We start from the raw sequence: 19,283 nt of genomic DNA, 5'->3' as shown, positions 1-19,283 counted from the left end.
GCAGGAGAAATGGGAAGAAGTAAGGGAGATACAATGACAAAGAGAGAGCAGCTATACTATCTATTAGAGGCATTCAAACGAGGGGAATATGATATCCCAACATTTTGCGAAGCCTATCAAGATGTTTTCTATCCGGACATCCCCTACGACGAATTGACTCATTCTGAATTAGCTGTATTTGATGCTTTGGGTGAGGTTGTTGCTCGGTTCTCTCCACACGAAGACGATTTCAAAGCGTGTCCAGGATTCTACCGCACGGCAAAAGAGATAGAGGCAGCTATCCAGAAGGCATCTTCAGACTTGAGCAAACAGTCCTGAATCTTATGAAGTAACGGCTCGTCAGCGTTATGTTGCCGGGGTTTCTACTCTCCGCTTGCGCTCTTCCTCGTCATGTCGTTTCTCCTGTATCTGTTCCTGAAGTTCGGCACTCCCCATCCCGACTTCATATGGCAAGGTTTTCCGAATCTCGTGACCCTGCGGATCGCCCTTTCCTGGATACTGTTTGCTTCCCTCCTCCCGGGACTGGTCCGCTACATCCTCGACCGGCGTGCCGCACGCCGTGGACTCCTGAACCAACCAGAGCAGGACAAGTAGTTGCGCCAACTGGAGCCTGCTCTGTGGTGACCTCCGCGCGGGGCAGGCTCCGTCATCACTGTCTACAGCACTATGCTGCGTGAAACAAATCTCACTCCAGATAAGAGTGTGACCCCTCCAAGGAGGACATCGACACCACGAACAAGATCACTCAGGCCTTGAAGTACGTCGGCGTACGTGTCCTGGACCACATCATCGTGGGCCGTGCCCGGCAGGACTACTTCAGCTTCGCACGGGCGGGGATGGTGTAGCGGGCGTCTGATCTCGCTGCAGCAGGACCGGTCTCTCCTTGACAATCCTTCCGTCCCATCTAGAGTCTGTGTGGGCATTGCTGTGACAATACAACGAAGGGAAGGCGCGTGACGAAGAAGGGCGTTCGGTCGGTTCTCCTGGTACTGATGGTCGGCACGCTTCTCGTGTTCTGTGGCATCGACCATGCCCTTGCCTCCTCGTACAACGCCCGCGGCGACCTTGCCTCTCACCAAGGACAACTATCCCCCCCGATCTCCTTGCTCCCATCACGCAGAACCCCTACCAGTACTGCGGAAACAATCCCATCACTTACGTTGACAGCAATGGTCATGTATTCATGCTAGTAACCGCTGCGGTTGGCGCGCTTGTTGGCGGGGTTGTAGGTGCAATATACTCATACAGACAAACAGGCTCAGTGACATGGCAATCCGTTGCTGCAGGCGCTGCAATCGGTGGTGCTATTGGGCTTACGGGCGGAGCTGCAGCGGCATACGTTGTCGCTGGCAGTGCTACAGCTTCAACTGGTGCTGTAATGACCGGACTTGGGTTAGCAGGAGCTGGTGTTGCTGGTGGTTCAGGCGTTGCTTTGGGAACACAATTTGATAAACTCGGTAAACTAGTAAGTAATCCGGAAATTGCTGTTGATTGGGCAAATACAACAGCACACGGACTAAGAAGAATGGCTGAACGTGGAGTGACTCAAGAGATGGTTCAGACATGGATGAGTACCGGGAGAGTGCTACAACAAACTAGTGACAAATTCTTGTATATTTCTCAACAGGGCGCTGTAGTCGTAAACAGAGCAGGCCAAGTGATTACTGCATTCGGGAGTGGATACTTCGATTCTGATATGCAGAAGGTGGTCACTCAACTCTTTGGGAAATAGGAGGAAGAGCCAAAATGTCCGTAAAAGAGATAATTGATGGGTGGGATCCTATTGATTTACTATCATATGCACCGGAAGATGAGTATCACTCAGAAATTGAGGAAGTTGAAGAACTATTGCGGGTAACGAGAGACTGTGAGGCAATTGCTGATGGCATTTTCGCTATTTTCTTGACTGCTTTCGGAGAAGATGTTTTTACGAAGACGAAGCAGGACTGTATAGAGATAGCTTATAGAATACTCTCAGATTAGGCGCAAAGCGAATTCCTAGATCTATTGGTCTCACAATGAATCTGTGGCGCTCTAGACACTACTATCAAGAAAGAGCAATCATGTATAGGAAGAGAGCTGTCTTTGAAAAGAGATGGCCTCTTCCGTGAGCAGAATCAAGAGAGCACTTTTACCAAGGGTGCTGGCGTCGTGAACAGTGTCGGTAGTGTAGTTTATAACTTTGTTTATAGAGGTCAGACGGTTCAAGTGACCACAAGAGTTGTCGATGGTGTACCCGCATTGTTGATGCATGGGTTAAAACGAAGTGAGGTTAGGAATGAGCTACTTTGTTGAAGTCAGCGGACTTGAGGACCTTGAAAAGCAGGAGAAATGGGAAGAAGCGCGGTCGCTACTCGATGATGAATGGAAAGATGACAAACTCAACAGCGACAAGCTGCTCAGATTGCTTTCCGAATGCTGGTATGTACTGTCGTTGTGGGATTGCTGTATCAACACAGAAAAGCTGTCTTCTCAAGCATTTCAGGATACGCTTATCGAATGTATGAATTTTGGTCTATCGAATTTCGGAAACGCACCTCGGTTTCTGTGTGTAGCAGGTCATATGGCATCTATTCTTCCATATCTGTTTTACAACAGCGGTTCAGGCGACCTGTTTGTCGAATGGGAACAGAGAGGCATAGAAATGCTGCGTAAATCAAGTGACCTGGATCCCAATGACCTAGTAGCGAAGACACTCAATCTGGGAACCTCGGCTCATTCATCCGAGTACGCTGAGGCAAAGAAGTGTTTGTCATCTCAACTTTCAAGTCTCTTTCCAAATGAAACCGCCGTTGAAATATACTTCAAGGATATACTAGGCCATATACATTAGTTGTCGGTTCGGGCGCCTTTGGAATCCGGTTGCCAAAGGCGGCTAGTTCTTCAACCGCAAGGTTAACGAACCTCGTCCGGCAGAGGGGATCCCGACGGAGTACCGCACCCGAAAATACGGCGCTCCTGATCCATTTGCCACCGGTCTTGCTCATGATGGCGACTTGTTCTGCGCCGGGATGACGACGGACAAGTTCCTGATCGGGCGGCCACCTGAGGCTTCGCCTTCGGACGGATCTCACTCCAGATAAGAGTGCGATCCTTCCAAAGAAGACATCGACACCACCAACAAGATCACCCAGGCCCTGAAGTACGTCGGCGTCCGTGTCTTGGACCACATCATCGTGGGCCGTGCCCGCCAGGACTACTTCAGCTTTGTCCGGGCAGGGATGGTGTAGATCACGTCTGAGAGACCGATGCGCCCGTCTTGGGACGTCAGTGGGACGACGACCGAAGGCGGAAGCAGCCTGACACGGCGGTGATCGTCGAGGCACCGTCTTAATCCGTTCTTATGTCCTGCTGGTACAATAACAGGTATGAGAGGAGACACGGATGCACATTCTTGTCGTTGAGGACCAGCAGGATTTTGCCCAGAACATCAAGCGGTATCTGGAGACGGAGTCCTACAGTGTCGATCTTGCCTTCGACGGCGAGACAGGTCTGCGCAAGGGCCTGACCGAGGAGTATGCTCTCGTTGTTCTCGACCTCAACCTCCCACGCATGGACGGACTGGAAGTGTGCCATCAGTTGCGGCAAGCCGGCCGGAGTATGCCCATTCTCATGTTGACCGCGCGGGTTGGCCACCAGAACGCTGTGGCCGGTCTGGACAGCGGAGCCGATGACTACCTTACCAAGCCGTTCGACCTCGAGGAGTTGCTTGCCCGCATGCGCGCGCTGCTGCGCCGGGGCGGCGAGAGCCGGAGTCCCATCATCACGATCGGCCAGGTCGACATCGACACCAACACTCATGAAGTCCGCAAGGACGGGAAGCCTGTCGCGCTTGCGCCACGCGAATACGCTCTGCTCGAATTCCTTGCACTCAACCGCGGCATTGCCAAGACTCGTCTCGAGATCATCGAGCTGGTCTGGGGTGAATACGATGAACTCATGTTTTCTCAGACGGTGGATGTCCACGTTGCCTATCTGAGACGCAAACTGGGCAGGGAGATCATCGTGACGGTGCCTGGCAAAGGGTACATGATGGGTAACTAGCCATGTGGCAATCGCTCGGAGAGTGGCATCGCCATCTTGAGGAGAGGCTGAACGCGAAGTTCAGCGTGGAACAACGTCTGGCGATGAAGTTTACCCGCCTCGTCTGTGTCTTTGTGCTGGTTAGCGGCGTCATGTTCTCGGCCGCGGACGTTGCGTTCTTTGCTTATCGGGTGCGCCAGGATCTGAATGCCCAGATCGACAAGGTACTAGTGGGCGGCGCACTGGCTTCCGACATCGCTGCTTCCGGTTCAGTGATGACTGCGACAGTGCGGCCCTACATTCGCATTCTTGCCCCGGACGGCACAGTGCTCTATGCGGGGGACTCGTTTGCAGGGACTGCAAGTGGCCCCGTTGATCCCTTTGCGCCACTTTCCCTCGGCGAAGGCCGATATCTGGTCGTGACCAGGGCAGTCCGGAGCGATGGCCGCATTGTAGGCTACGTTCAGTTTGCAGGACCGACGGGACGCTCACCCCACGAGGCAGCGTGGAAGCTCCTGAATCTACTGCTGACAACGCTCATCATGGGTATCCTGGCGTACGTGTTCGGCCTTTCGTTCTCCCGGCACACACTGCGCCCCATCCACGAGTCGAAGGAGCGCCTGGAGCAGTTCACGCAGGATGCAAGTCACGAGTTGCGCACGCCTCTCGCCAGCATTTCGTCATCGCTGGATGTCGCCATGAAGACGGGTGAGTATGAACAGGGCATCATGGCGGCCAAAGGACAGGTGAAGTATGCATCGCTCCTCGTCGAGCGATTGCTCGAGGTTGCCCAGCTGGACCGGGTGAAAGTCGACCTCGGGCCGATCGACATGACGGCGCTAGTATGTTCCGTGGCAAGTCAGAACGCCGAATCCTGCAAGGAGCGCGAGGTGACGATGCAGACGTCCATCGAAGAAGACGTTGTGGTAGAAGGAGATGGACTGCTCTTGCATCAACTGGTCAGCAACCTCATCGAGAACGCAGTGAAGTTCAATGCTCCCGGAGGGACGGTAAGAGTGACCCTTACGACCAAGGCGCTCACCGTCAGCAACTCTGGTGGTTTCATCAGTCCAGACGATCTGCTCCACGTGTTCGAGCCCTTCTACCAGGCGGATACGTCTCATGCGCAGAGCGGTTTTGGATTGGGGCTGGCGATTGTGAAGAAAGTCGTGGGGCTGCACGGATGGCGACTGAACGCGTCCAGCAGCGCCGAAGTGGGCACTGAGTTCGTTGTTGAGTTCACGCCCTCTCATGTGCAAGGGAGGAGCTCTTAACCCGCTCTTAGGATCTGACTGTTACCTTGACTGATGGTCCGGTTGTCGACGATTGCGATAGGACGGACGCCGCGAAGGTATAGGTGAATGGAGGAACGATGAGCAACAGAACAAGAAGGATCGTCGCAGTGGTTGGACTGGTGGTGATTGCCCTGGGACTGACAGGATGTCTCGGGCGACTGCGGTCGACAGGGAGTGTGAGTGGAACGGCCGACGCCGAGTACATTGTGGCGGCGCACGACGTCTCCGCGGGCACATCGGTCTCAGGAACCATACACCCCTTGCGGTCAGCGACGCTGACAGTCCAGACGCAGGGGGAAGTCACTGCTGTCACTGTTGCAGAGGGAGACGCCGTCAAGGATGGTGACATCCTGCTGCGCATCGACGCTCGCAGCCAGCAGAACCAGGTTGCTCAGGCGGAGTCCAGGTACCGCGCAGCCGTGGCATCGCGCACGGTGACAGAACTCTCCGGACTTGCCCAGACGAAGGGGCAGCTTCAGAGCGCCTTGGCACAGGCACGTGCTCAGCAGGCATCTGCACAGGCGAACCTCAACAACTTCACGGATAAGGATACGAGCTCGCTGCAGGCGGCGAACCTGCAAGAGCAGGTGGAGCAGGCCGAGGCCAGTCTCCGCAGTGCGCAGAACAACCTGAAGAGCCTTGGGGACTACGACACGTCGACGATCCAGGTGACGATAGCCGAGTTTGCCGTCGATCAGGCACAGCTCAACCTGCAGATGGCTCAGACGCGCCTTGCCGTGCTCCAGAGTCGCGACGTGACGGCAGCGCAGTTGGCACAGCTGGGGTCACAGGTCACACAGGCACAGTCAAGTCTTCGGATTGCAGAACTGCGATTGCAGGAGAGCAGCAAGAGCGCACAGGCGTCGGACGAGTCGATCGCAGTCCTCGAGGAACAGGTCCGCCAGGCCCAGGCGACGCTGAGCGTTGCCCAGACGAATCTGGACAATGCGACGCCGGACAGCAAGGCGTCACAGAGCGACATCGACCTTCAGCGCATGCAGGTGCAATCGTCTGAGGTTTCGCTATTGAATGCGGAAGCCAACTATAAGGTCGCCGTTGCCGGAGCTGCACAGAAGAAGCTGCAGGTGGCGTCGGCGCAGGAGCAGGTGAAGCAAGCTGAAAGCTCGCTCGCCATAGCGAAGAACAACCTGGCGTCGACGCAGAAGGCTAACGACGCCCGCCCAAACGACCTGGAGACGCTCAAGGCTCAAGTCGAGCAGGCAGACGCTTCCGTAACCCTTGCGCAGACGAATCTCAGTGGATTCGCAGACACCGAACAGCGCACGGCCCTGCAGTTGCAGTCTGCACAGGAACAGGAGAATCAAGCCGCTCTAGCATTGAGTGCCCAGAGGCTTCTCCTGGACAACTATGTCCTGAGGGCGCCGTGGGACGGGACCGTGCTGGCTGTCAACGTGAGCGTCGGCGACATGGCCACTCCACAGACGAGCCTCGTGAAAGTCGCGCAAACGTCGGTGTGGAACGTTGAAGCATATGTGGATGAGGTTGACATCCTCAACATCAAGCAGGGTCAGGAATCTCGAATCGCCATCGATCCATATCCCGGCACGGAGTTCGCCGGCACAGTCTCCTACCTCGGCAAGACACTGGTGAGGACGCCCGAGGGCCTGAATGCCTACGCTCTGAAGATCCGGCTCACGACGCCGCCAGCCACGCTTGTGGACGGCATGTCAGGCGATGCAACAGTCATCTTGTCGACGGTCAGAAACGTCCTTGCGGTGCCCGTCGAGTCTCTCCTGACTGAGGGCGGCAAGAAGTATGTCGTGCTCATCACGAAAAACGCAGGAGGCAAGGCCGTGCAGACGAAAACGGAGGTTTCCACAGGGCTTGAGGGTGATGAGTACGTGCAGGTAGTGTCGGGCCTTAAGGCGGGCGACACGATCCTTCGTCAGCAGCCGGTGGTGAGCCAGACATCCACGACGTCGGGTTCCCCGTTCATGGGCGGCCAGTAGGGAAGGGTTGCATGGAACTGATCCAACTTACGGACCTCCGCAAGATCTATACGATCGGGGGCGTGACCATCGAGGCCCTCGCAGGCGTCTCACTTGACATCGGGGCGCAGGAATTTGTGGCAATCATGGGCCCCTCAGGGTCCGGGAAATCAACGCTGATGCATATCCTGGGATGTCTCGACAGTCCCACCAGCGGACGATATATGTTGAAGGGCAGGGACGTGTCCAGTCTCCGTTCTGACGAACTCGCGGCAGTGCGCAATCAGGACATGGGCTTCGTGTTCCAGGCGTACAACCTGCTTCCGCAGATGTCTGCGCTCGAGAACGTTATGCTTCCGCTGTCCTACGCCACGAAGCCCGTCCACGATGGGCGGCGCAAAGCGGAGGGACTGCTGGAACACGTAGGGCTCAAGGACCGCATGAAGAACCGGCCTGTCGAGATGTCCGGCGGCGAACAGCAGCGTGTCGCCATTGCCCGGTCACTCATGATGGACCCGTCGATCATCCTGGCAGACGAGCCAACCGGCAACCTGAATTCCAAGGGAGCACGTGAGGTCATCGACATCCTCAAGGCGCTTCATACGGACGGGAAGACGATTATCTACGTGACGCACGACGACAACATCGGGGCGCAGGCTGAACGGGTCATCCGCATCCGCGACGGCCTCGTCGTCGCAGACGAGGGAGACTGACATGGACCTGCGAGACAGCTACAAGAACGCAACCCGCTCCATAGCCGGCGCCAGAATGCGCTCCTTCCTGACGATGCTGGGCATCATCATCGGCATCGCGGCGGTCATCTTGCTGATGGCCGTGGGCGAGGGGTCGAAACGCGACATCCTTGGGCAGATCCAGGGCAGCGGCTCAGGAAACCTGTACCTGACCCCGGGAGCGCAGTCGAGCATTCTCTCCGGCCGCAACAGCACGACACGGGATACGGGTGCCAAGATCACGATGGACGACCTCAAGGCCATCGAGGCTAGGGTGACATATCCCATCGTCGTATCGCCCGCCAATACGATCGGCATCACGGTCAAGCGCGGCAGCACCACGATGGCGGGCAGCGGTATCTTTGGCACGGAGACCTACTTCGAGGTCAACAACTTGACCATCGAGAGTGGGCGCCCCATCGTCGCCAGCGATGTCAGCAACCGGACGCGGAACGTGGTCATCGGGGCAAACGTGAGGTCGACGCTGTTTCCGGACGTGTCGCCGATAGGTCAGCTCATCCGGATCAACGGGATGAGTTTCAAGGTCGTAGGTGTCACCGCCTCGAAGGGGCAGAGCCTCTTCGGGAACTCGGACAATGCCGTCATCCTGCCCCTCACAGTCGGCGAGAAGTCATTCGGCATGCAGCATGACCGCATCAGCTTGACGACCATCAAGAGCGTCAACCCGAACGACAGCGGTGCCATCGTGAACCAGATTGCGAGCATCCTGGAGCGGAAACACGGCAAGGTCGACTTCAGTGTCCTCGACCAGAAGGCGCTCACCAGTCTCTTCTCCTCGACGCTGAGCATCTTCACAGCACTTCTGGCTGCACTCGGGGGACTGTCGCTGGTCGTCGGGGGTATCGGCATCATGAACATCATGCTTGTGTCAGTGAGCGAGCGCACCAGGGAGATCGGTATCCGAAAAGCGCTGGGAGCGCGCGAACGCGACATCCTGGCGCAGTTCCTCATCGAATCGTCCCTGCTCAGCGGGATCGGCGGTATCATCGGGGTCGTGTTCAGTGTCCTGGTCGCAAACCTGGTCATCCAGCGGTTCCTCCCAACATTTGTCACCACGTCCTCGGTCCTGCTTGCCGTCGGCTTCTCTATTGCCGTGGGCATCTTCTTCGGGGTCTATCCCGCCCGCAAGGCTGCACGGCTGAGACCCGTCGAAGCCCTGCGCTATGAATAGGAGGCGTATCATGCGAATGAAATTCCTGGGAATCATTGTTGTTGTCGCTCTGCTGGTGTCCTGCGTGGGGATCCGACCAGTGGGCGCGGCTGAAACGGTCCCCTTTGTGAACGTCAGTACTGTAGACGGGTATATTGGCGAGTACGAGGAGTACCAGGTCCGATTCCTTCTGGGCCGCGACGTGAAACTGGGGGAGGCCCTTAGCATCATATTCGACGACAGCATCAGTCGGGCAGGGTTCCGCGACATTGCGGCGGGGGACGTGTCGATCGATGGAACCCCTGCAGGCGCCTCTGCACACTGGTCAGGACACACCCTCACTGTACCTGTCCCGATGGCACTCTCTGCCGGGACAGTCCATGATCTCACCATCCTGCGCAGCGCGATGATCCAGAACCCGCGTACAGCGAGCCACATCCGGCTGCTGCTGAGGGATGACTCTGCGGGAACGACGCTGGTATCGAACTACTACGGCATCAGTACGGTCAGTCGCGTATCTCCTGTCTCCCTGACGGTCGAGACTCCGCGGGCCGACCGTCTCACAGTGCTCGTGCGCTTCCGCACCGGGCGGAACGGAGCACTGGCCGGTACTCCGGCAGTCCGCATCGCGTCTCCGTCTGCAGTCGTTTCCGATACCATCTCAATCAGACTGTCCGCCGCTCTCTCACGGTTCTGGGACCAGAGTGGAGGTCCTGTTGCCTGGTTCAGCATGCCCGGCACGATCCTGGCACCACGCCGCCTGCGGTTGACATCGTTGTCTGACCGGTCAAGCGGACAGCCTGACAGGTATCAGAAGGAGGCGACGTACACGCTGGATACGAGCGTGGGAGCGCTAACAGAAGTATTGGTGCGTCTGGAGTTCGACCGGGCGAACGTCCCTGTACCGCTCACGACAGACGATTTCGTGCTTGTCTGGACGTCGAAGGAGCCGACCATGGTCCGCATTCCCCTGACCGGTGTTCCTGAACCCGTTTCTGTCGATGGCGGGCAGACTCCAGAGCTGGACACGACTGCGCCGGTGATCACCTGGAAGGCCCAGGAAAGCGTCTTCTCTTCCCGCCTCGTGACTGTGAGCATCGATATCGTCGAAGCCAGCCTGAAACAGGCATTCCTCGAGACCGGAGCCGACGGATCACTGCACACGTGGCTGACCGCTGGGCACAACGAACTGTTGCTCGTCAACCGTTTCGGCATTCACGGGGCCATCGTCGCCACCGACAAGGCAGGCAACACGACCAGGACGCCTGTCGACATCCCCGCCCCCGCGGTGACCTGAACTGAGGGCAGGAGTCTCGCTCCTAATCCTCTCCCAGCAGTTGGTTGAGTTTCTGCATCAAGGGTCGTGAGCGGCCCGGCGTATACATCAGCCGGACCAGTTGCGGCCCTTCACGTTCGTCTGGACAGCCTGTCCCTCAGGCCGTGGTGTGTCGCGTCACGCTACGTCTGGCAATGCGGGCAGATGAACGATGCCGTGCTGCCGGTCCGGATCTTCTGGATCGTTGTCCCGCACACCGGGCACGGCTTGCCCTCGCGGTAGCCGATCAGGAAGTCCTTGAACTGCCCTGGCTGGTTGTACAGGTCCTTCTCGTATGCCAGGCCACCCAACTCGAGCGCGTTCCGCAGTTGCGAACGGATTGCGTCGTACAGCGCAGTGCGCTCGGATACAGTGACGTCGGCGGTCTTGCGCAGGGGATGCAGTCCGGCGGCGAACAGGATGTCCTGGATGTAGACGTTGCCGATTCCCGCGATGTTCTTCTGGTCCATGAGAACCGTCTTGATTGCGCTCCTCTTCTTTTCTACCAGCACCCTTTCGAACGCGTCCACGGTGAAATCGCCGTCGTCAATGGGGTCGAGACCCAGCGTGGCTGTCATGGCATGGGAAGCCAGCTCGGTGGTCTTGATCGCGTGGACGTAGCCGAACCACCAGAAGTGCTGGCTGAAGGCACTGCCATCATCGAAGAGGACGGCCGACTGGCGGTTCCCGGGCAGGGGATCCCCTTTGTGGTGGAACAGGATCTCTCCACCCATACCGAGGTTGAGCAGGAACGTCGCTCCCGGCTCGAGGTCCACGAAGACCCACTTACCCCTGGACGTCACGCGGGTCACCCGTGTATGAACGAGCAATCGACCGAACTCCTCTGGCGGTACGTTCAGACACTTTGGCTGGACGACGTCCACCTCCGCCACGCGCCTGCCGCGGAGTTCCTGGTCCATCTGCTGTGCAAGGTTTGCCACTTCGGGAAGTTCAGGCATGCCGACCTCCTCCTTTGAGCGTTTCCTACAGTATCATGAAGACTGCCGAGATGACCAGTACCACGTAGATGAGCTGGGTGAAACGCTCCCCGCTGATGCGGCGGTGGGCGACGTCTCCCAGCAGGGCGCCGAGCGTGAGGAATGGCAGAGATGTCAATACAAGTCGCCCCGGCAAACCGGCCAGCTTGTGGCGGACCACGATGTCTGCGATGATGAACACGTTGAGTGTTGTCCAGATGGCGACCAGCGTTGCACGAAACGAAGCCTTGTCCTTCAGCTGCTGGGTCGCGTAGATAATGACGGGTGGACCTCCCGAGGTGAATGCTCCCTGCGCTGCGCCGCCGATGAAGAGCAGGCTGTCGAGAAGCCAAGCAGGCCATGGTCGCGGCATATTTCTGCTCGGGCGGAACTGTGTGACCAGCCCCTGGACGCCGACGATGACCATGAAGACGGCGAGGATGTGCATCAGCGTGGTGCGGGGCAGGACGTTGTAGGCGATCATGCCGATGGGAAGTCCGGGCAGGACAAATGCAAGGATACGCAGGTACTTTCGCCAGTCGACGTGCCTCCACGAGACGACCAGCAGGTAGATATCCAGGATAAGGGCGAGCACAGTGAGGACGGGGCGGGCCGTGTCGATACCGGTCAGGAGGATGCAGAACGGCATGGCCAGCACGGCGCAGCCGAAGCCAGTGATTCCCTGGATGAAATGAGTCGCCAGGACGATGAGGCCAAACAGGACAGCAGTCAGGGCAAAGGGCACGTCTTCCTCCACGCGCCCACTCGGGGCGCACCCGAACAGTATACCCGGAAAGCCATGGCTGGCTCTGCATCCCGCTTCGGACGAGAATGGACTGACTTCACTTGACAAGTCCCGACAGCCATGTAGAATCATCGTTGGAACAGACATTGGCCGATGGCCGGAAGGGAGGAACCTCTATGACGACATATGAAGAAGTGCGTACCACTGGGGGCGCCTCCTGGACCGCTACCGACTGAACTCCTGACCTGATCAGCGTCAACAGAGTCTGTCCCGCGTCCGGCAGGTCTGCCGGAGTTCATCCGTTCTCGCTAGTACGCCTCGAGCGCCCCTCCGCGATTCGCGCGTGGTTTGCCACGTACCCCATAATCGATGACTACATCGGAGGCAGAAGAGATGTATTTGGCAACGCTTGGTTGGGATGACTACTTCTCACGGCAGTTTGAGAGTCTTGAACGCGACGGGCTCGTCCCGGCGCGAATCGTTGAACAGCACAAGAATGGCTACATCGCATATGGAGAGCAGGGAGAATGGCAGGCCGAGGTCACGGGACGATTCCTGCATGTCCTGGCAGGGCTCATCGGCTTCCCTGCCGTCGGTGACTGGGTGGGTCTGCAACCCCTTCCAAACGAAGACCGGGCGCTGATCCACGCTCTCCTGCATCGCAGGACGCAATTTGCAAGGAAGGTCGCAGGCTCGGCCATCGAGGAGCAGGTCGTCGCTGCGAACGTCGACGTCGTGTTTCTTGTGACAGGGCTGGACGGCAACTTCAACCTGAGGCGGATCGAACGCTACTTGACCGAAGCGTGGTCAAGCGGGGCACAACCTGTCGTCGTGCTGAACAAGGCTGACCTGTGCAACGACGTGGCAGCGCGCGTCAGAGCCGTTGAGTCAGTAGCTCCAGGTGCCCCCGTACACGCAGTAAGTGCGGTCCTGAATGAGGGGGTGGACGTTGTCCGGAGCTACCTGATTCCCGGAAGAACGATCGCGTTCCTGGGTTCCTCTGGTGTTGGGAAATCGACCATCATCAACCGCCTGCTTGGCGAGGACCGCCAGGAGGTACAGGCCGTCAGTAGCGCCGTCGGCAAAGGACGGCATACGACGACCAGCAGGTCGCTCCTGTTCTATCCGGACGGCGGCATGATCATCGACACGCCCGGCATGCGGGAACTCCAGTTGTGGGCAAGCGAAGACAACGTCGAGCAGAGCTTCACGGACATCGAACTGCTTGCGGGCAGGTGCAGGTTCACGAACTGCACACACACTGTTGAGCCAGAGTGTGCCGTCATAGCTGCTGTCGACAACGGTTCGCTTGACAAGGACCGATATCGAAGCTACATGAAACTTCAGCAGGAGGTCCAAAGGATCAAGCTGTACGAAGAACTCCGTGAGGCCACCCGGGAAGGAGGAGATCTCAGCAGGATACATGGCATGCGTCGGGTCGTCCGGCGTATACGTGAACGCTCTCAGACTCGCCGGGATACCACCATGGTACGCATCGTGGATAGAGACGGATAGTGATGCACAAGGGGGAGGAGAGCGAACAGGCAACACCGGCGGTTGAGGGCCCTGAGATGGCTGGATAGACGATGCTGGTTTGAACCAGCACTCATGCGCGCGTTTGCCTCCGCGCAAAGGCGAACCATACTGTGCTGGAACGTCGGCGCCGTCCGGCGAGATGATGGCAGACAGGAGGAACCATGAGACTGCAGAGAGCAGTGGCGATCGTGCTGACGGTGGCAGTGGTGGCAGCAACGTGTGTGGGATGCCGCCCGAAGGCAGTCAGCACACCCAAGAGCGGGGTACCGACCATTGTAGTGAAGACCGTGGAGGAGCAGAACGCCACACTCAGGTACTCCATCGCTGTACGATATCCCCAGCTTCGTGGACGCTTGACGGCCGCCGTGGCTGACAAGCTGAATGCGGCCATCGCAGATATGGTGCTCCCGGACATCGCGGGGCTGAAGCAGAATGCGGCGGATGAGGCGGCATGGGCCGCGAAGAACCCGTCCGAGGCTTCCCAGCTTCCTGTTGGCCAGAGCAGCTTCCTGAGCGCCGAGTATGAGATCCCGTATCTGACGAACGACCTCGTCAGTGTCCGCATCCGGTTCGAGACCTACTCCGCAGGTGCGGCACATGGCATGTCGTACACGCGCGTCCTCAACGCGAGGCTCGAGGACGGTGAGACCATCGACACCGAGGGACTGTTCGTCGACACCAAGCAGGGTTTGCAGTGGCTTTCGCAGTATTGCGCCACGGAGCTGAAGCGCCAGTACGGCGCAGACTACGAGGCGCTGAAGAGCTTCATCGACTTTGGAACGGTGCCCACGGCGGACAACTTCGTGAACGTATCGCTGGAACCGGGTGGGCTGGTCGTCTCATTTGATCCCTACCAGGTCGGGCCATATGCGGCGGGCCCGCGCGAAATCCATGTTCCTGTCGAGAGTGTCCAGTCGATGCTGGCCATCACCCTGTCGCCGGACGCCTTCAGCCTGGTACTGGAACCACGCGGCTGAGGCCCCCCGAGGCGCTTGGCTGGTCATTCACCCTGCCTATACTGTACAGGACAGCCACATGCAAGGCACGGGTTCTGGGGAGTGTGACATGAGTGAGACGACCGAGTACATTCACCTGTTCGACGCCGCCGTTGGAGCCCTGTTCTCCGACGCGGTACGCGTCACCCTGCGGGACCCGTCCGTCGCGGGCTTCTTTGTGAGGATGCGCCGTGCCCAGCATGCTGCGGAACGCCGCCGCGCCCAGCTTGCGGAAGAGGGGGTGCATGTGCCGCCGTTCATGATCCTCAGCGTGACGGGCCGGTGCAACCTTGCGTGTGCGGGCTGCTACGCCCAGGCTCAGGCGCGCCAGGAGGAATCGGACATGACGCCCACGGAACTCCTGAGTGTCGTCCGGCAGGGGAGCGACCTCGGCGTCGGGATCATGCTGCTTGCCGGCGGTGAGCCGATGACGCGGGCAGACGACCTCCTGACCATTGCGCGCGAAGTGCCTGACGTCATGTTCCCGGTGTTCACCAACGGCACACTTCTGGACGAATCACTGGTAGGCCGGATCCGCCGTCAGCGCAACCTCGTCCCTATCATCAGCCTCGAGGGGCACGCAGCGGAGACGGACGCGCGCAGGGGCGCAGGGGTCGCTGGGCAGGCGCTGGCGGCTATCGCGCGGATGCGCCGGGCCGGCGTCTTTTTCGGGACGTCGTTGACGGTCACTCGACTGAACATCGACACGGTCCTCGACGAGCGGTACCTGAGCAGCCTCATCAACCTGGGATGCAGACTATTCTTCTTTGTTGAGTATGTTCCAGTGCGCGAGGGCACCGAATTGCTCATCCTGGACAGTGTCCAGCGAACCCGGCTGGCTGCAGCTGTCACATCACTGCAAGAGCGGTTTCGAGGTCTGTTCATCGCATTTCCCGGTGATGAAGAGGCGTTCGGTGGCTGTCTGGCTGCAGGGCGCGGGTTCATCCACATCAGCCCGTCAGGGCGGGTGGAGCCGTGTCCGTTCGCCCCGTATTCCGACGCCGGAGTCCGGGACGCTCCATTGCGCGATGCCCTGGCGTCGCCTCTGCTTGCCGCTATCCGCGACAACCATGAGAAGCTTACCGAGACGAGTGGAGGCTGTGCTCTATGGTCACAGCGCGAGTGGGTGCGTTCGCTGATAGCGGGCCCGGAGACGGTGGAAACTGCCGGGTTGGGAAAACCGCATGGGAACGACAGAGACCTTCTTTGAACGCGTCTGGACTGTCGCGGCACGGATTCCACGCGGCAAGGTGACGACGTACGGTGCCATCGCGCGGGCGCTGGGCTGTCCTGGAGCCGCCAGGACGGTCGGCTGGGCGATGCGGGCGGCCCCCGCCGGATCCCGGCTACCGTGTCACCGGGTGGTCAATGCGACGGGCGACCTGTCCCCAGTGGATGCGTTTGGCGGGCCCGGCATCCAGCAATCGCTGCTGGAGAGTGAGGGAGTCACGTTCGATCCACAGGGGCGTGTCGACATGAAGCGCTATCTGTGGATACCTGAGTGAAGCTCCGTCCATTCCTCCCATTCGGACACGTTGCCGACGATGCGCATCGAACGCAGGCACGGTCGAACGATTGTGGCACCCAGTTCACTGTGGACACGCATCCAGGCGTCGAACAACTTGCCGTCATCACGGGTCCACGTGATATACTCGTCGATCGGGATGAGAGGATACTGCGCCTTGAGGGGCGCTATGAGGCGGTCGGAACCAATGCGTCAACGCGCACTCTTCATTGGGAGGCGCTCTTGAGTTTCTGCCGGATGCGCCCATGCTGTTGAACATCAGGGAGGATCGGGTGAACGATGCAAGGCAGCGACTGGAGTCCATAGACGAGTTCAGAGGGTTCTCGATCCTGCTCATGGTGCTGGCCGACTATCTGGCCGGTTCCCGTATTGTTCCGGCGTGGCTGAAGCACGCGCCTGACATCGGATTCTCGGTCATCGACATCATCGCTCCAATGTTCATTGCGGCCATCGGACTCACATTTGGCGCGTCGTTCCGAGCCAGGCTGGCTAGAGATGGCAGGCGCAGGACGATCGAACACTTTCTCTCCCGCAACCTTGCTCTCATCGGTATTGGTGCTCTTTTCACGGTCCTGGGCAACCTCTCGGGACTCGCTGTCGACCGGTCGGACTGGGGACTCCTGCAAGCTATCGGCTTTGCGGGGCTTGTCGCACTTTGCTTTGTTGGAGTGCCGGCGCGCCTGCGGTGGCTCGGAGGGCTCTTGTTGCTGGTTGCCTACCAGTTTCAGCTCAACAGTGCCTGGTTGGCGACCGTCCTGAGTTCCACGCATGGCGGGCTCGAAGGTGCTCTCTCCTGGGGAGCCATGCTGGTCATGGCCACGGCGCTGGGAGACCTGTTCCATGATGTCCCAAAGGGAAGGCGCTGGTTTCCCGCGGTTTCGGCGGGTGTCCTCGTCCTTGGTCTCCTCCTGGCATTCATCGTTCCGGTGAGCAAGAACCGCGTCTCTGCCAGCTACGTGCTGATCACGTTGGGAGCAAGTGACCTGATCTTCTGGTGTTTCCACATGTTCGACGAACGTCTTGGCCGCTCGATCCCTGTCCTCAGGGAATGGGGGCGCAACTCTCTGTTGCTCTATGTCATGCACGGCGCTCTTCTGGGCGTCTTCGTCATGCCGAAGGCAGCCGGCTGGTACGAGCTGGCCCCCGCCTGGCTGGTGGGCCTTCAGGCATTGTTCATGGTCGGGACACTGAGCTGGGTCGGGTGGGTGCTGGGCCGCAGGCATTTTCATGTTACGTTGTGATGCCGGCAAGGAGGAATAATGGATGAGTATGCGGAAGTCACTGTTGTTGCGGGACAGGCTGAGGCCGAGCGCATTGTGCAGGCTCTTGGAGCTGCGGGCATCACCGCGTTCTTCCGCGGGACAACCGGTCTCGAAGGAATGTTTCGTGTCATGGCCGTGCAGTCTCGTCTTGATGAGGCGCGGGAAGTCGCGAGCACGTTTCAGGGCTGTGAGTGTCAGCAGGAAGGAAACCATGACGAACCCGAGGTCCACAGCCAGACTCGAAAGCGCGTGCCCGACCGGGGAACCGTCGAGTAGAGGTGCACCAGCCGGCAGTCAACCGAGGCACCGATACGATGCAGGGCATTCATGACGTACATGAGGTGATACATGGACACATCAGGCGCGCTGGCTGGCATCGTCTGCCGCGAACTGGAACCGGGGCTCTGGCCGCACCTGGAAGCTCTGTTCGACAAGAATGGAGCGTGTGGCGGTTGCTGGTGTCAGTGGTGGCGCATCGCGGGAGTAGAGCACTGGAAGGATGTCAAGGGCGAAGTGGCGCATTTCCGTCTTTGTCGTCAGGTGCAGGAAGGTAAGGCACATGGCGTTCTCGCATACGATGGCGGTGAGGCCGTCGGGTGGTGCTCGTTCGAGCCGCGCTCTGTGTTTCCACGGCTGGAGCGTTCACCTTCGTTCAAGGGAACACCGGCAGCAAGGGTCTGGTTCGTCGGCTGCTTCTTTGTCGAGCGGACGTGGCGCCGCTGCGGCGTAGCCGACCTACTGCTGACAGAATCGCTGAAGCTGATGGAGCGTGAAGGAGCCGAGGTCGTCGAGGCCTGTCCCAAGGATACGCATGGCAGAGCACAGCCAGACGCCTTTGTCTATACCGGAACGCGCGCCATGTTCGAACGCCAGGGATTCCTGGTGGCAGAGGGCCCCAAGTCCGGCATCGTGGTGATGCGCAAGCGGCTGGCAACAAGGAAGTGTACGTGAGCACTCCGGCGCCGGGTCTACTGGAACCGGAGACACCATTCTTCTGTTCCTGGAGTGGAGGCAAGGATTGTTGCCTCGCCTTCCAGCTCAGTGTAGAGGCAGGCGCACGACCCGCGGCGCTGTTTACCGTCATGGATGAGACAGGAGCGCGGTCGCACTCACATGGTCTGTCACTTGCCTCGCTGCAGGTCCAGGCCGACGCTCTCGGGCTGCCGCTGGTCGTTCGCAATGCGTCCTGGGCGGCGTACGAGGACGCATTCCTGGATGGACTTGCAGAGATTCGAGCTATGGGGATCGTCGACGGCGTCTTCGGTGACATGACTGTTGAGGGCCACCCGGAGTGGGTGGCGCACCGCACGTGGGTCGAGAGAGTTGCGCTCACGGCCGGCGTGAAGGTGCACCTTCCGCTGTGGGACATGGGTGGCGAGGCCGTCCTGGTGTCACAGCTTCAGCACCATATCCACGCCGTGATCGTGGCGACGCGGGATGCGGCGGTCAGCCAGGCGTTCCTTGGGCGCACGCTCGACGAAACCTGCATCGACGAACTCAGAGCGGCGGGGTGCGATCCCACCGGCGAGGGAGGAGAGCTGCATACTGTCGTGACAGGCATGCCGTTGTTCGCCTTCGCGCCTCGCGTGACTGTGGGTGCCGTTACGGCGCATGAGGGCTGCCACTTCGTGGAGGTCCGACTGGAGCGTCCGTGATCACTTGTGGCATCTCCGGGGATGGCATCGTGCATCACTGCTGCAGATAGAGACACCGCCGTTCATCTGCATGGCGCGCAGGAGGGCGGCTGTCAGCGATGTCG

24 protein-coding genes are annotated in these 19,283 nt (G+C 59.1%); 21 read left to right on the top strand and 3 right to left on the bottom strand.

The annotated features are described in order from the left end of the window. Positions 1 to 33: 33 nt before the first annotated feature. Positions 34 to 318, top strand: a complete 285-nt coding sequence (locus tag C0398_03405; protein ID MBA4365040.1) for a hypothetical protein — start codon at positions 34 to 36, stop codon at positions 316 to 318. A gap of 27 nt (positions 319 to 345) precedes the next feature. Here the strand turns inward: C0398_03405 and C0398_03400 are convergent, their stop codons facing one another. Beyond that, positions 346 to 603 carry a hypothetical protein gene (locus tag C0398_03400; protein MBA4365039.1) on the bottom strand — a complete coding sequence of 86 codons (258 nt, stop codon included), beginning with the start codon at positions 601 to 603 and terminating at the stop codon, positions 346 to 348. A gap of 119 nt (positions 604 to 722) precedes the next feature. Between C0398_03400 and C0398_03395 the strand changes: the two genes are divergently transcribed. From C0398_03395 to C0398_03345, 11 genes are all read left to right on the top strand, one after another. After that, entirely contained in the window at positions 723 to 845 is a 123-nt protein-coding gene (locus C0398_03395) for a hypothetical protein (protein MBA4365038.1), read from the top strand. 707 nt (positions 846 to 1,552) lie between these two features. Beyond that, complete coding sequence (locus C0398_03390) at positions 1,553 to 1,732, top strand: hypothetical protein (protein MBA4365037.1); 180 nt, start codon at positions 1,553 to 1,555, stop codon at positions 1,730 to 1,732. Positions 1,733 to 1,746: 14 nt separating this feature from the next. Further along, positions 1,747 to 1,983, top strand: coding sequence for a DUF1871 domain-containing protein (locus C0398_03385; GenBank protein ID MBA4365036.1), 237 nt, complete (start codon positions 1,747 to 1,749; stop codon positions 1,981 to 1,983). Between the two features lie 295 nt (positions 1,984 to 2,278). Next, positions 2,279 to 2,833, top strand: a complete 555-nt coding sequence (locus tag C0398_03380) for a hypothetical protein (GenBank protein ID MBA4365035.1) — start codon at positions 2,279 to 2,281, stop codon at positions 2,831 to 2,833. Between the two features lie 274 nt (positions 2,834 to 3,107). Continuing rightward, positions 3,108 to 3,230, top strand: a complete 123-nt coding sequence (locus C0398_03375; protein ID MBA4365034.1) for a hypothetical protein — start codon at positions 3,108 to 3,110, stop codon at positions 3,228 to 3,230. A 154-nt stretch (positions 3,231 to 3,384) separates the two neighbouring features. After that, positions 3,385 to 4,044, top strand: coding sequence for a DNA-binding response regulator (locus tag C0398_03370; GenBank protein ID MBA4365033.1), 660 nt, complete (start codon positions 3,385 to 3,387; stop codon positions 4,042 to 4,044). 2 nt (positions 4,045 to 4,046) lie between these two features. Beyond that, positions 4,047 to 5,297, top strand: coding sequence for a hypothetical protein (locus C0398_03365; protein ID MBA4365032.1), 1,251 nt, complete (start codon positions 4,047 to 4,049; stop codon positions 5,295 to 5,297). A gap of 98 nt (positions 5,298 to 5,395) precedes the next feature. Further along, positions 5,396 to 7,288, top strand: a complete 1,893-nt coding sequence (locus C0398_03360; GenBank protein ID MBA4365031.1) for a hypothetical protein — start codon at positions 5,396 to 5,398, stop codon at positions 7,286 to 7,288. A 17-nt stretch (positions 7,289 to 7,305) separates the two neighbouring features. After that, on the top strand, positions 7,306 to 7,980 hold the full coding sequence (locus C0398_03355; protein MBA4365030.1) for a macrolide ABC transporter ATP-binding protein: 675 nt from the start codon (positions 7,306 to 7,308) through the stop codon (positions 7,978 to 7,980). Position 7,981: 1 nt separating this feature from the next. Then, positions 7,982 to 9,190 carry a hypothetical protein gene (locus C0398_03350; GenBank protein MBA4365029.1) on the top strand — a complete coding sequence of 403 codons (1,209 nt, stop codon included), beginning with the start codon at positions 7,982 to 7,984 and terminating at the stop codon, positions 9,188 to 9,190. A gap of 10 nt (positions 9,191 to 9,200) precedes the next feature. Next, entirely contained in the window at positions 9,201 to 10,466 is a 1,266-nt protein-coding gene (locus C0398_03345; protein ID MBA4365028.1) for a hypothetical protein, read from the top strand. A 161-nt stretch (positions 10,467 to 10,627) separates the two neighbouring features. Here the strand turns inward: C0398_03345 and C0398_03340 are convergent, their stop codons facing one another. Together C0398_03340 and C0398_03335 are read right to left on the bottom strand one after the other, a co-directional pair. Beyond that, on the bottom strand, positions 10,628 to 11,443 hold the full coding sequence (locus C0398_03340; protein ID MBA4365027.1) for a formamidopyrimidine-DNA glycosylase: 816 nt from the start codon (positions 11,441 to 11,443) through the stop codon (positions 10,628 to 10,630). 25 nt (positions 11,444 to 11,468) lie between these two features. Next, the gene (locus C0398_03335; protein MBA4365026.1) at positions 11,469 to 12,353 is read right to left on the bottom strand and encodes a hypothetical protein; all 885 of its coding nucleotides are present in this window, start codon (positions 12,351 to 12,353) and stop codon (positions 11,469 to 11,471) included. A 222-nt stretch (positions 12,354 to 12,575) separates the two neighbouring features. On the opposite strand from C0398_03335, the gene rsgA reads away from it, so the two are divergent. From rsgA to C0398_03290, 9 genes are all read left to right on the top strand, one after another. After that, complete coding sequence (gene rsgA / locus C0398_03330) at positions 12,576 to 13,721, top strand: ribosome small subunit-dependent GTPase A (protein MBA4365025.1); 1,146 nt, start codon at positions 12,576 to 12,578, stop codon at positions 13,719 to 13,721. A 182-nt stretch (positions 13,722 to 13,903) separates the two neighbouring features. Further along, entirely contained in the window at positions 13,904 to 14,719 is an 816-nt protein-coding gene (locus C0398_03325) for a hypothetical protein (protein ID MBA4365024.1), read from the top strand. Next, positions 14,610 to 15,947 carry a radical SAM protein gene (locus C0398_03320; GenBank protein ID MBA4365023.1) on the top strand — a complete coding sequence of 446 codons (1,338 nt, stop codon included), beginning with the start codon at positions 14,610 to 14,612 and terminating at the stop codon, positions 15,945 to 15,947. Before C0398_03325 ends, C0398_03320 begins: the two co-directional genes overlap by 110 nt. Further along, positions 15,922 to 16,242 (top strand): cysteine methyltransferase, encoded by a 321-nt coding sequence (locus C0398_03315; GenBank protein MBA4365022.1) that lies wholly within the window; start codon positions 15,922 to 15,924, stop codon positions 16,240 to 16,242. Before C0398_03320 ends, C0398_03315 begins: the two co-directional genes overlap by 26 nt. After that, on the top strand, positions 16,239 to 16,517 hold the full coding sequence (locus C0398_03310) for a hypothetical protein (protein MBA4365021.1): 279 nt from the start codon (positions 16,239 to 16,241) through the stop codon (positions 16,515 to 16,517). The genes C0398_03315 and C0398_03310 overlap by 4 nt, the downstream gene beginning before the upstream one ends. Continuing rightward, positions 16,508 to 17,503: a hypothetical protein gene (locus C0398_03305; protein ID MBA4365020.1), complete on the top strand. Its 996-nt coding sequence runs from the start codon at positions 16,508 to 16,510 to the stop codon at positions 17,501 to 17,503. The genes C0398_03310 and C0398_03305 overlap by 10 nt, the downstream gene beginning before the upstream one ends. 18 nt (positions 17,504 to 17,521) lie before the next feature. Next, complete coding sequence (locus tag C0398_03300; protein ID MBA4365019.1) at positions 17,522 to 17,800, top strand: hypothetical protein; 279 nt, start codon at positions 17,522 to 17,524, stop codon at positions 17,798 to 17,800. A gap of 72 nt (positions 17,801 to 17,872) precedes the next feature. Continuing rightward, positions 17,873 to 18,475 carry a GNAT family N-acetyltransferase gene (locus tag C0398_03295; protein ID MBA4365018.1) on the top strand — a complete coding sequence of 201 codons (603 nt, stop codon included), beginning with the start codon at positions 17,873 to 17,875 and terminating at the stop codon, positions 18,473 to 18,475. Then, entirely contained in the window at positions 18,319 to 19,179 is an 861-nt protein-coding gene (locus tag C0398_03290; GenBank protein ID MBA4365017.1) for an adenosine nucleotide hydrolase, read from the top strand. The genes C0398_03295 and C0398_03290 overlap by 157 nt, the downstream gene beginning before the upstream one ends. Positions 19,180 to 19,283 lie beyond the last annotated feature (104 nt).

It is taken from the genome of Coprothermobacter sp., from assembly GCA_013824685.1.
Lineage (GTDB): Bacteria > Caldisericota > Caldisericia > Cryosericales > Cryosericaceae > Cryosericum.
The sequence above is the reverse complement of the archived record's forward strand: the minus strand, read 5'-3'. Positions and strand labels throughout refer to the sequence as shown.